This is a genomic window from Streptomyces sp. A01 (assembly GCF_059026195.1).
On sequence record NZ_JBWLKN010000003.1, the window covers coordinates 323,816 to 336,185 of the forward strand.

A 12,370-nucleotide genomic window follows, 5' to 3' on the forward strand; every position below is an offset into this window, starting at 1 on the left:
TTCCCTGAGTCGTCGTCAACGCGGCCACGCTACGCGCGGCCGGGGCGAACGGGCCGCACCGGCCCGCCGCTCACTCCTCGGGGCGGGTCTCCTCCTTGATGACCCGCTGGGCGACCGCGAACGCGGAGTTGGCCGCCGGCACTCCGCAGTAGACGGCGGTGTGCATCAGCACCTCCCTGATCTCGGCGGGCGTCAGCCCGTTGCGCAGGGCGGCGCGGGTGTGCAGGGCCAACTCGTCAAGATGGCCCCTGGCGACGAGGGCGGTGAGCGTCACCACGCTGCGGGTGTGCCGGTCCAGCGCGGGGCGCGTCCACACCTCGCCCCAGGCGTAGCGGGTGATGAAGTCCTGGAAGTCAGCCGTGAACTCGTCCACGGCGGCCTCGGCGGCGTCCACGTGCGCGTCGCCCAGCACCTCGCGGCGGACCTTCATGCCGCGTTCCCGGCTGCCCGGCTGCTCCGCCGGCGCCTCGGCGGGTGGTTCGGCCGGGGCCAGCTCGGGGACCGGTGCGGACGGCGGAGGCGGCGGGGGCGTCGCGGCGATCACCGGCTTGGGGGCGGCGGCGGTGATGGCGGCCATGCCCGTCTGGAAGGTGGCCTGCCCGGCACTGGAGAAGTGCCGTACGAGCAGATCGGTGACGGCGGTGGGCTGCTCCACGGGCGTCAGGTGGGAGGTGCCGGGAACCATCGCCAGCCGGGCGTCGGGGATGCCCGCGACGAGCACGCGGGCGTCGGCGGGCGGCGTCACCTCGTCGTCGGCGCCGACGAGGACGAGGGTCGGCACACCGATGTGGCCGAGCTGACCGCGGATGTCGAACGCCGCCATCGCCTCGCAGGCGGCGATGTAGCAGCCGGGGTCGGTCGTACGCACCATCTGCACGGCCCACTCGACGATGGCGGGCTGCGCCATGGCGAAGCTCTGGGTGAACCAGCGCTCCGGGGAGGTGCGGGCGATCGGGTCGAGCCCGTTCGTACGGATGACGACGCCGCGCTGGCGCCAGGAGTCGGCGGTGCCGTAGCGCGGCGAGGAGGAGACAAGGGCCAGCGAGGCGAGGCGGTGCGGATGTCTCAGCGCCAGGTCGGCTCCGATGGCGCCGCCGATGGAGCAGCCGGCGTAGCCGAACCGGTCGATGCCGAGCTCGTCGAGGGTGGCCACCAGGCGGTCGGTGAGGTCGCTGATGGCTGAGGCGGGGTGAGCGGGGGACCCGCCGTGGCCCGGCAGGTCGTACCGCAGGACCCGCCAGCGGCGGCTCAGCTCGGGAATCTGGCGATCCCACATATGCCACGTGGTGCCCAGCGACGGGCCGAGGATGAGTACCGGCCCGTCCTCGGGGCCGTCGATCCGGTGCTGAAGGGTATTCGTGTCGCTCACCCGTTCACGCTATCCGCCGTGCGGGGCCCGGCGTGCCACAGGTGACGCGCCAGTCAGTCAGGGGAGAGATTCCTCACGGTTTCACCGGCCGGGCTTCACGGGTTCACCGTGCGGAACGCACGCTTCCGCCGCGAGGCCGCGCGACGGCGGGAGAGCGGCGGGAGAGACCCGCCGCCCGTCGGCCGCCTACCGGGATGTGGCCGGACGCCGGAGACGCACCGGGTGCGGGTCAGGGCGTCACCGTAGAGATGATGTACACCTCTGGGTGAGCGGGGTTGTCCAGGTCCACGGTGATGTCGAGCACCGGCTCCGGGTCCTTCTGGTCGACGACCGTCCCGGCCCACTTGGTGTCCGCGTCGAGCTTCCAGCCCACCGTCCCGGCCAGCTTCTCGTCGATGGTGATCCGGCCGTCGTTCAGCGCGGCGCGGCTGCTGCCGACCTCGCCGAGGAACTTGTCCAGGCCCTCGGCGGAGGTGATGAACTGGGCGTACATCCGGCTCGTCTTCCACGAGTTGGTCTCGTAGAAGGCCACGTTCGCCGACCAGGGCGGGATCGGCACGTCGTAGATGCGGCGCTGCACCTTGCTCGGCCAGCCCTCGGTGAGGCCGACGGCCGCCGCGTTCTCCTGCTTGTCCTCGCCGCTGCCACGGCTCTGCAGAGCGGAGATGACCATGTACCCCGCGGGGATGGCGATCAGCAGGAAGACGGCCACGGCGCGCGGCCAGCGGCGGCGCTCGGGCCGCTCCTCGGTCTCCGGGTGGTCACTCATCGGCGTCCCGCCTGTGCGTAGCGCTCGTACCGCTCCACGCGGCGCCGGTTGGCGCGGCGGAAACGGCGGGCGACGAGCCGGGAGAGGTCGGCCGCGCCGACGAGACCCGCCTCGTTGCCGAGCTGGGCTTTGACGATCCTGGCCTCGGGCCGGTAGCCCCGCCCGGTGAGGTTGCGCCGGAAGGCGTCCCTGGCGGGGCCGATGAGCAGGTCGTCGGAGGCGCTGACGCCGCCGCCGATGACGAAGCACGACGGGTCGAGCGCGGCGGCCAGGTTGGCGATGCCGACGCCGAGCCACTGGCCGATGTCCTGGAGGAGTTCGACGCACATCGCGTCGCCCTGGCGGGCCAGCTCGGTGATGAGCGGGCCGGTGATCTCGGAGATGTTGCCGCCGACGCGGTCGATGATGCCGTAGGCGACCGGCGAGTCGGCCGCCGCGAGCTCACGGGCCTCGCGGACCAGCGCGTTGCCTGAGCTGTACTGCTCCCAGCAGCCGCGGTTCCCGCACGGGCAGCGGTGCCCACCAGGCACGACCTGCATATGCCCGAACTCCCCGGCGACGCCGTACTTACCACGCTTGACCTGCCCGTCCTCCAGGATAGCGCCGCCGATGCCGGTACCGAGCGTGATCATCACCAGATGGTCCTCGCCGCGGCCCGCGCCGAACCGCCACTCCGCCCAGGCGGCGGTGTTGGCGTCGTTGTCGACCATGACCGGCACCGCCAGCCGTCCGGCGATCCGGTCCCGCAGCGGCTCGTCGCGCCAGGCCAGGTGCGGGGCGAACAGCACCCGGGACCGGTCGGCGTCCACCCAGCCCGCGGCGCCGATGCCCACCGCGTGGACATCGTGCCGGTCGGACAGGTCGAGGACGAGTTCGACGATGGTGTCCTCGACGACCTTGGGGCTCTTGGACTTGTCCGGCGTCTCGGTGCGGATGCGCTCCAGGATGTTGCCATCGGCGTCGACGACGCCCGCGGCGACCTTGGTCCCGCCGATGTCGATCCCGACGGTCGGCACGCGCGGCGCGGTGAGGTGCGAGCGGCGCTCGCGGGTCCCGACGGTGCGTAGCACGGTGGCTCGGGCCGAGCCCCGGTGCACTCGCTCACGGTAGAGGCTCATCAGCCCTCCGTCTCGCCGGTGCGGGGGCGGCCGCCGCCGCGCGTGGCGCGCGGTTGGTTCGGTCGCTGAGGGTGCGTGCTCGCAAGAGTCGTCGTCCCTGCGGGTGTCTTGGGAGGCCACCGGCCTCGGAGCGGATCGGACGTGGCGGACGTGGCCCGCCGTGGCGATTGTGCCTCACTCGCGGTATGCGGCGCATGGCGGTGGTGCCCGGCCCGGGCGTACCGGCCGGTACGGAACCGGGTGCCCGGCGCCGCCGGCCCATGCGGGGCGGGGCTGGGGGCCCCGTGCCGAGCGCGCCCGGGCTGCCGGAGAGGACGAGCGCTCGGCCCGCCCCAGGCCGGTGCTCGCGGGCGTGGGGCGCGCGGGATGCTCCTGCGCCCGGTGCTCGCGCGCGCGGGGCCGCCCCCGGTCGCGGTCCGCGGAACTGGTCCCCGGACGCGGCCCGCGGGCGCCCCCGCGCGTGCCCCTTACGCCGTGGGCCCCGGCAGCACGGGAGTCGCGGCGCGCGCCAGCTCGTGGCTCAGTTCCTCCAGCTCGCTCCCGCCCGCCATCTGCCGGGTCAGCTCGTCCAGGGTGATCTCCTCCTTGGCGTGGCTGCCGGCCATGCTGCCCCGCTTGAGCAGGACGAAGCGGTCGCCGACCAGATAGGCGTGGTGCGGGTTGTGGGTGATGAGCACCACACCGAGCCCGGCGTCGCGGGCGGCGGCCACGTACTTCAGGACGACGCCGGACTGCTTGACGCCGAGAGCGGCCGTCGGCTCGTCGAGGACGAGGACCTTGGCGCCGAAGTAGACGGCGCGCGCGATGGCCACGCACTGCCGCTCACCGCCGGACAGGGTCCCGATGGGCTGGTCCACATCCCGCAGGTCGATGCCCATGCGCAGCAGCTCTTCGCGGGTCGTCCTGCGCATGGTCGCCGTGTCCAGGCGACGCAGCGGGCCGCGCCCCTTGGTCGGCTCCGAGCCCAGGAAGAAGTTCCGCCAGACCGGCATCAGAGGGACCACGGCGAGGTCCTGGTAGACGGTGGCGATCCCCCGGTCGAGGGCCTCCCTGGGGGAGCCGAGCCGGATGGGGTCACCGTCGATGTGGAAGGTGCCCGCGTCGTGCTGGTGCAGCCCGGAGATGATCTTGATGAGGGTGGACTTGCCCGCACCGTTGTCACCGAGGACACAGCTGATCTCACCGGCGCGCACCTCAAGGGAGACGCCTTCCAGGGCCTTGATGTTGCCGTAGTACTTACTGACGTCGGTCAGCTCGACCAGCGGCGCGTCCCCCTTCCCGGTGTCCGCGCCCGCTCCGGCGGCCCCGGCGGGCGTCTCGTCACGCAGGCTGTCCTGCATGCTCTCGTCCCGCGCGCTCTCGCTCGGGACCTTGTCGCTCGGGACCTTGTCGTTCTGGGCCTTGTCGTTCTGGGCCTTTTCTGCCTGCGCCTTGTCGTTCCGCTCGCTCACTTGGTCGCCTCCGCCCGCTTCCGCACCCACGCGTTGAGCAGGGTGGCCAGCAGCAGCATCGCGCCGAGGAAGAACTTGAACCAGTCGGCCTCCCACCGCGCGTACACGATGCCCTTGTTCGTCATGCCGAAGATCAGGGCGCCGACGGCGGCGCCGATGGCAGAGCCGTAGCCGCCGGTCATCAGACAGCCGCCGATGACGGCCGCGATGATGTACAGCAGCTCGTTGCCCACGCCCTCGCCGGACTGCACGACGTCGAACGAGAACAGCAGGTGCTGCCCGAGCACCCAGGCGCCGAAGCCGGTGCCCATGTACAGGGCGATCTTCGTACGGGCCACAGGGACGCCCACCGCGCGGGCCGCGTCGGCGTTGCCGCCGGACGCGAAGATCCAGTTCCCGGCCCTGGTGCGCAGCAGAATCCAGGTCGCGACGGCGACCAGGCCGATCCACCACAGGATGGTGACCTTGAGGTTCACGTCGCCGATGGTCAGCTGCGAGGCGAAGATCTTACGGGCCGACTCGAAGCCCTCCATGTCGCCGATGGTCTTGGTGGAGACCGTGCCGCTGATCACCTTGGTGAAGCCGAGGTTCATACCGGTGAGCATCAGGAACGTGGCGAGCGTGATGATGAAGCTCGGCAGTCCCGTACGGACCAGAACGACGCCGTTGAAGCAGCCGATGGCGAGGCTGACCAGCAGCGACACCCCGACACCGACCCAGACGTTGGCCGTCATCTGGTAGCTGAACATCGACGAGACCAGTGCGGAGGTCGTGACGCCGACACCGGTGGAGAGGTCGAACTCGCCGCCGATCATCAGCATCGCGACCGGCACCGCCATGATCCCGATGGTCGACGACGCGTACAGGACCGTGGACAGGCTCGACAGCTGGAGGAAGTTGTCGGCGATGACGGCGAAGAAGACGAACACGGCGACCGCGCCGACCACGGCGCCCAGCTCCGGGCGGCTCATCATGCGGCGCAGCACCGACTGGTGCAGCAGCCGGTCATCCATGACGGCCAGGCCGGGGTCGGCCTTTATCGAGGTACTCATCGCGTCCCCCGCTTCGTGTATTCGGCGAGGTCACCGGCGTCGTCCTTCGTGACGATCTGCGGGCCGGTGAGCACCGGCTGGCCGCCGCCGAGCATGTCCGCGTTGTACTTGTACAGCCACAGCAGGTCCACCGCCTCGTAGCCCTGGAGGTAGGGCTGCTGGTCGACGGCGAAGCCGAGGTCGCCGCTCTGCAGACCCTTGGCGACCTTCTCGTTCAGGTCGAAGGTGTCGATCTCCGCGTCGCTGCCCGCCTGCTCCTTGGCCTTGACCGCGGTGTCGGCGAACGGCGCGCCCAGCGTGACGACGGAGTCGATATCGTCGTCGGACTGCAGCTTGGCCTCGATGGCGGAGAGCACGTCGGGCATGTTGGTGCCCTCGACGTAGAGGTTCGTCAGCTCGCCGTCGAAGGTCTTCTTGGTGCCGTCGCAGCGCTGCTCATGGCCCACGTTGCCCTGCTCGTGCAGCACACACAGGGCCTTCTTCTTGCCGCGCTTGTTCAGCTCCTCGCCGACCGCCTCACCCGCGATGGACTCGTCCTGGCCGATGTGGCTGAGGGCGCCGAACGCCTTGGACTCCTCCGATCCGGAGTTGACCGTGATGACCGGGATACCGGCCTTCCTGGCCTTGGCGACGACGGTCTTCATGGCGTCGGGCTTCGCGAGCGTGACGATCAGGCCGTCGACCTTCTGGTCGATGTACGTCTGGACCTGCTCGCTCTGCTGCTGCCCTTCGTCACTGTGTGCGTACAGCAATTTGATGTTGTCCTTGACGGCGGCCTGCTCGGCGCCGTTGCGGACGATGTCCCAGAACGTGTCACCATCGCCCGAGTGAGTGACCATCGCGATGGTCCAGCGCGGCGTGTCAACCGCCGCGCGACCCTGTGCGGACTGGGCCGCCCGCTCTTCGGCGCGCTTCCCGCCCGTACTGCTGCATCCCGCAAGGGTCGCGCCGACCACCGCTGCCAGCACGGCGCTCATCGCGCGTACCCCTGTCCGAACCCTTGCCACGAGGACTTGCCCTTCTTCACTGATCGTCACGGTGCGGCCGGTTTACCGATCGGCAGGGCCGGCCGCCCAAGTATCCGTCACTGCTGCTCGGCGGGGGTTCAGCGGGTCCCGCGAGCGGTGTACTTCTCCAGCTTCGGCACGTCCTTTCCGGTGACGATGGCAGGGCCGGTGAGGACCGGCTTGCCTCCGCCCACCACGTTGGCGTTGGTCTTGTACAGCCAGATCTCGTCGACGGCGAGATATCCCTGGAGGTAGGGCTGCTGGTCGACGGCGAAGCCGATGTCCTCGGCCGCCAGCTGCTTCACGACGGCGGCGTTGAGGTCGAAGGTGTCGACCTCGGCGTCGCTGCCGGCCTGCCGCTTGGCCTTGACGGCGGCGTCGGCGAACGGCGCGCCCAGCGTGACGACGGCGTCGATCGCGTCGTCGGACTGGAGCTCGGCCTCAAGGGCGGACAGGACGTCGGGCATGTTGGTCCCCTCGACATTGAGGTTGCTCACCTCTCCGCTGAAGCCCTTCCGCACACCCGCGCAGCGGTCCTCCAGGGAGACGTTGCCCTGTTCGTGGATGACGCACAGGGCCTTCTTCCTGCCACGCTCGGCCAGCTCCTCGCCGACCGCCTCACCGGCGACGGACTCGTCCTGCCCGATGTGGTTCAGCGCGCCGTAGACCCCGGAGAACTGGCCGCCGGAATTGATCGTCACGACCGGTATCCCGGCCTTGACGGCCTTGGCGACGCTGTCCTTGACCGCCTCGGGCTTGGCGAGGGTGACGATCAGACCGTCGACCTTCTGGTCGATGTAGGTCTGGATGAGCTGCGCCTGCTCGTCGCCCTCCTTGTTGCCCGCGTAGAGGAACTTCACGTTGTCCTTGGCCGCCGCCTGCTCTGCGCCGTTGCGGACGATGTCCCAGAAGGTGTCGCCCTCGCCGGAGTGGCTGACCATGGCGACGGTGAGGCGCGGGGTGTTCACGCCCCTGCCGCCCTTCGCCTCGCCGGAGGAGTTCTCGTCGCCCTTGCCGCCGGAGTCGCTGCACCCGGCGAGCGCCAGCGCGGCACCCGCCGCGAGGACCACCGCCGTACGCGCTGTACGCGTCGTACCAGCTGTACGACCTGTACGTCCCGTACGAGCCGCGCGGGGCACGCCGCGGGGCGCCGTACGGGCTGCCGTGCGGGTGCTACGAGGTCTGCGGGTACGCGCCATGGTGGAACCGCCTTCCCTCCCGGGCCGCGTGATTGCGGCTGGAGGAGTTCTAACGGCGCGCGCCGCACCTCGTCAATACTTTGTCAGAACATTCTTACGAAGAGCCGTGTCGGCGGGCACACGGAAAGACCCCCGGACGGCAGGCCGCCCAGGGGTCATCATCCGAGGTCAGGGACGTACGAGCAGCTGGAACTCAAAGGCGTAGCGCGAGGCCCGGTAGGTGTGCGAGCCGAACTCGACCGCCCGTCCGGTGTCGTCGAAGGTAGTCCGCTCCATCGTCAGAAGCGGCGCGCCTTCCGGCTCCGCCAGCCGCTCCGCCTCCTCCGCGGTCGCCGCGCGGGCGCCGACGGCCTGCCGCGCGCTGTGCAGCGTGATCCCGGCCGCGCGCATCAGCCGGTACAGGCCGGTCTCCTCAAGCCGCGCGCTGTCCAGCGACAGCAGTCCGCCGGGAAGGTGGTTGCGCAGATACGCCATGGGCTCGCCGTGCGCCAGCCGCAACCGCTCCACCAGCACCACGTCGGCGCCCTCCGGCACCCCGAGCGCGGCGGCCACCTGGGCGGACGCCGGCTCGACGGTGTGGCGCAGCACCCGGGTCGCGGGCCGCTGCCCGGCGGCCTCCAGGTCGTCGTAGAGGCTGCTCAGCTCCAGTGGGCGCTTGACCTGACTGTGCACGACCTGGGTGCCTACGCCGCGACGGCGGACCAGCAGGCCCTTGTCGACCAGCGACTGGATGGCCTGCCGCACGGTCGGCCGGGACAGCCCGAGCCGCCCCGCGAGGTCGATCTCGTTGCCGAGGAGACTGCCGGGCGCGAGCTTGCCCTGCTCGATCGCGGCCTCAAGCTGCTGAGACAACTGGAAGTACAGCGGAACGGGGCTGCCACGGTCCATGCTGAACTGAAGGGCGGCCGCGGAACCCGACGCGGCCGCGGAGTCTGCTTGCTTTGCCACGGGCCGAGCGTATCCGGACCTGATGATGACGGGAAGTCGTGAAGTCCGATTGTCCGGACAAAGACTGATCCGGAAGCGGGCGGAATCAGCCGGGAGACACCGGCCCCTGAGGTCTCGCCCCGCGCCCCGGCGACTCGGCGACTCGGCGACTCGGCGATGAGCGACGGGAAGCGGTCACCCCGGGGTCCGGGGCCCGCGTCACTTCATCCAGGCGTCCGCGTACTTCTGGTACGTGCCGTCGTGGGTGGCGAGACGCACCCACTGGTCGACGTACTCCTTGAACTCCTGGTCGCCGCGCGGCAGGGCGTACGCCTTCTCCGAGAAGGAGAACGGCTTGTCGGGATGGACCGCGCACAGCTCAGGGTGGATCTTGGCCTGGTAGCGGGTCTCGCTGGCGTCCGTCATCATCACGTCGGCGCGGCCCGCGATGATCTCGTCGAAGATGGTCTTGTTGTCCGGGTGCACGGTGATGGGCGCCCGCTTGATGTGGGCCCGGGCGAACTGCTCGTTGGTGCCGCCCGGGTTGACGACCACGCGGGTGGTGGGCTGGTCGATCTGCTCAAGCGTCTGGTAGGCGGACTCGTCCTCGCAGCGCACGATGGGCGTCTTGCCGTCGGTCAGGTACGGCTCGCTGAAGGACACCTCGCGGGCACGGGGCAAGGTGATGGAGACCCCGCCCATGCCGACATCGCACCGCCCCGCGGCGACGTCGCCCACAAGCTTCGCCCAGGTCGTGGGCACGAAGCGGGGCTTGGCGTCCAGGCTCTCCGCCAGGTCACCGGCCATCTCGATGTCGATGCCCGTGTACGTGCCGCTCTTCTCGCCGAGATGGGTGAAGGGCCGGTAGTCGCCGGTCGTGCAGACCCGCAGCCGCCCCGTGCGTGGCACGGCGTCAAGCAGCGAGCCATGCGGCCGCTTGGTCTCCCGGACCTGCGGCGACGCGTCCTTTCCGGGGGCGGCGGGACCGGCGGCGAGGGCGGAGCCCGCCACTGTGGCGGCGAGCACGGCGGCGAGGGCGGTCAGGGGGACGGCACGGCGCATGGCAACTCCTCGGGCGGGCGCATGATCACGGCGTGCTCAGCGTGGCAGACGGGACGCCCGGGGAGAACCCGCCGGTCAGCGGCTGAGACGACGGGCAGCGGGACCGGCCGGCGAACGGGATCAGTCGGTGAGCGGGGTCAGTCACTGAGCGCGGCCAGTCAGTGAGCGGAACCAGCACGCGCGCGGTCCCGGCCGCTGAACGGGCCGACCGGTCCCGGCCGCCGGCCCCGTGCCGCCGGTCCCGCCGCCCGCCCCCGCTAGGCCTCGGCGCCGGACCCCTGCGCGGCCGCGTCCGCGAGCCGGGCCAGCAGGTCGGTCGCCCGCTTGGCCACCAGGTCCCGGTCGCCCTGCGAGAGGGCCGCCCCGATGCCGCAGGCGACCGCCCCTGCGGCGATCCAGTCGGGGGCGTCGGCCAGGGTCACCCCGCCCGTGGGCAGCAGGGCCGCCTGCGGAAGGGCCGCGCGCACATCACGCAGCCAGCCGGGCCCATGGCCGGACGCGGGGAAGAGCTTCAGCGCGTCGGCGCCCAGCTCCATCGCCTGCACCATCTCGGTCGGGGTGGCGACGCCGGGGAAGACGGGAAGACCGTAGCGGTGGCCGGTGCGGATGACGGCGGCGTCCAGGCTCGGGGAGACCAGGTACTGCGCCCCCGCGTCCACGGCCATGCGCGCGGACGTCGCGTCGAGCACCGTGCCCGCGCCGATCACCGCGTCGGCGCCGACCTCCCGGGTGAGAGTGGTGATGGCCTCCAGCGCGAACGGGGTGGTCAGTGAGATCTCCAGGCTGGTGATCCCGGCTGAGAGCAGCGTGTCCGCCGTGATCGTGGCGTGGTCGTAACTGTCGCTGCGGATGACAGCGAAGACCCGCTGTTCGAGCGCGGCCTGGGTGATCTCCCAGCGGTACACGGCAGTTCGCCGCCCTTCTTCGCTTGCGGTAGGTGGTCTGGGCAGGTGGTCCGGACTCGCGGTGTCTCGCGGTGTCTCATGGTGAGGGGTCCGAGGTGCGCAAGGTGGTGCTGGTGTGCTGCGCGCGGTCTCCTGCGGTGTGTCTGAAGCCTGGCGTACGGACCTGTGAAGCGGGTTCCCGGGGTGGTGCGCTACGGGGCCCGGCGTCGGTGCGGGGACCGTGAGCCGGTGTGTCGTCTCGCGATGATCTCGCATCGTCGTGTGCCGGGCTTGAATCCCGCTGGCGGCAGCGTGGTGAGGAGGGTGCCCGGTCCTGAGCCGCCGCCGCGCTCACGGCCCGCCCGGTCGCGACGTGGCCCTTTCACGCGCCGGACTTGCCAGGGGCATGTCGCGAAGCGTGTCGGTGCCCCGGCATGCGACGAGCACAGGCGCGGGTGTCCGCGGCCTCCGAGGTCAGCGATGCACGGCTTCGGTCCCCTCGGTGTAGGCCGCCAGCGCCCGATCCCGCGCGGCCGGGCTGGGCAGGCCGTCGGTGTCGGTGGCGGACTGGATGACGAGCGCGGCCACGCACGCCGCCTCGGCGAGGGCGCGTGGCGGCGGCACTCCGCGCAGCCAGCCGGAAAGATACCCCGCCGCGAAGGCGTCACCGGCGCCGACCTGGTCCGCGACCGGGACCGCGAACGGTGGCTGGTCCCAGCGGCCGTCGCCGGTGAAGGCCGTGGCCGAATGGTCCGCCCGCTTGATCACCACGACCTGCGCCCGCCCGGTCAGCAGCTCGGCGGCGGCCTCGTCGGCGGGCTGAGCGGTCAGCAGCTCCAGCTCGTCCTCCCCGGCGAACAGCAGGTCCGCCTCGGTCAGCAGCGGCCCCACCGTCTGCGCCCACTGGGCGGCACCGCCCAGCTTGTGCCGGATGTTGGGGTCGAAGGAGATCACCGCCCCTGCCGCGCGGGCCAGTTCGACGAGCCGCTGGGTGGCGGCCGCCGCGGTCGATGACAGCATCGGGGTGATGCCCGACAGATGCAGCAGTCTGGTGTCCGTGAGCAGGTCGGGGCGGATGTGCCCGGCTGTGAGATGGGCGGCGGCCGAGCCCGCGCGGTAGTACTGGACCGATATCGCGCGGCCCGGATGGCTGTCCCGCAGCAACAGGCCGGTGGGGGCCTGCTCGTCCACGTCCACCCGGCTGACATCCACACCGTCCGCCCGCAGTTCGCGCAGCACCGTGTCACCCGCCGGGTCGGCGCCGACCCGGCCGAACCAGCGCACCCGGTGACCGAGCCGGGCGAGGCCCACAGCGACGTTGGACTCGGCCCCGGCGACGGCACGCCGGAAATGGGTCGCCCGGTCCAGTGGAACACCCGGCTCCGCCAGCATGAGGAGCATGGCTTCGCCGCACGTGACCACCTCAGGGCCGAGCGCCGCCTCCGGGGTGTTTGTCACCGATGCCTCCTTAACCTCCTCGAAAGGTATTCCTACCGAAACGCTATCCGCTAGCACTGACATACGAACCCTCG

The 12,370-nt window shown here is 71.2% G+C and carries 11 protein-coding genes; all 11 read right to left on the reverse strand.

Annotation, left to right across the window (positions count from 1 at the left end; all coding sequences use genetic code 11):
- Window positions 1-70 precede the first annotated feature (70 nt).
- Complete coding sequence (pcaDC, locus tag AC5P1B_RS05745) at window positions 71-1,369, reverse strand: bifunctional 3-oxoadipate enol-lactonase/4-carboxymuconolactone decarboxylase PcaDC (protein WP_493885260.1); 1,299 nt, start codon at window positions 1,367-1,369, stop codon at window positions 71-73.
- A gap of 229 nt (window positions 1,370-1,598) precedes the next feature.
- The gene (locus AC5P1B_RS05750) at window positions 1,599-2,138 is read right to left on the reverse strand and encodes a hypothetical protein (RefSeq protein WP_493885262.1); all 540 of its coding nucleotides are present in this window, start codon (window positions 2,136-2,138) and stop codon (window positions 1,599-1,601) included.
- A complete protein-coding gene (locus tag AC5P1B_RS05755) occupies window positions 2,135-3,256 on the reverse strand; it encodes an ROK family glucokinase (RefSeq protein ID WP_493885264.1) in 1,122 nt (373 codons plus the stop codon). The genes AC5P1B_RS05750 and AC5P1B_RS05755 overlap by 4 nt, the downstream gene beginning before the upstream one ends.
- 467 nt (window positions 3,257-3,723) lie before the next feature.
- Window positions 3,724-4,596 (reverse strand): ATP-binding cassette domain-containing protein, encoded by an 873-nt coding sequence (locus tag AC5P1B_RS05760; protein WP_493885448.1) that lies wholly within the window; start codon window positions 4,594-4,596, stop codon window positions 3,724-3,726.
- Between the two features lie 107 nt (window positions 4,597-4,703).
- Window positions 4,704-5,759: an ABC transporter permease gene (locus AC5P1B_RS05765; RefSeq protein WP_493885266.1), complete on the reverse strand. Its 1,056-nt coding sequence runs from the start codon at window positions 5,757-5,759 to the stop codon at window positions 4,704-4,706.
- The gene (locus tag AC5P1B_RS05770; protein ID WP_493885268.1) at window positions 5,756-6,766 is read right to left on the reverse strand and encodes a sugar ABC transporter substrate-binding protein; all 1,011 of its coding nucleotides are present in this window, start codon (window positions 6,764-6,766) and stop codon (window positions 5,756-5,758) included. The genes AC5P1B_RS05765 and AC5P1B_RS05770 overlap by 4 nt, the downstream gene beginning before the upstream one ends.
- Window positions 6,767-6,864: 98 nt before the next feature.
- Window positions 6,865-7,836: a sugar ABC transporter substrate-binding protein gene (locus tag AC5P1B_RS05775; protein WP_493885269.1), complete on the reverse strand. Its 972-nt coding sequence runs from the start codon at window positions 7,834-7,836 to the stop codon at window positions 6,865-6,867.
- Window positions 7,837-8,133: 297 nt separating this feature from the next.
- Window positions 8,134-8,853: a GntR family transcriptional regulator gene (locus AC5P1B_RS05780; protein WP_493885450.1), complete on the reverse strand. Its 720-nt coding sequence runs from the start codon at window positions 8,851-8,853 to the stop codon at window positions 8,134-8,136.
- A gap of 258 nt (window positions 8,854-9,111) precedes the next feature.
- Complete coding sequence (locus tag AC5P1B_RS05785; protein ID WP_493885271.1) at window positions 9,112-9,954, reverse strand: transporter substrate-binding domain-containing protein; 843 nt, start codon at window positions 9,952-9,954, stop codon at window positions 9,112-9,114.
- A 257-nt stretch (window positions 9,955-10,211) separates the two neighbouring features.
- Complete coding sequence (locus tag AC5P1B_RS05790; RefSeq protein ID WP_493885273.1) at window positions 10,212-10,859, reverse strand: bifunctional 4-hydroxy-2-oxoglutarate aldolase/2-dehydro-3-deoxy-phosphogluconate aldolase; 648 nt, start codon at window positions 10,857-10,859, stop codon at window positions 10,212-10,214.
- A 453-nt stretch (window positions 10,860-11,312) separates the two neighbouring features.
- Complete coding sequence (locus AC5P1B_RS05795; protein WP_493885275.1) at window positions 11,313-12,296, reverse strand: sugar kinase; 984 nt, start codon at window positions 12,294-12,296, stop codon at window positions 11,313-11,315.
- Window positions 12,297-12,370: the final 74 nt, after the last annotated feature.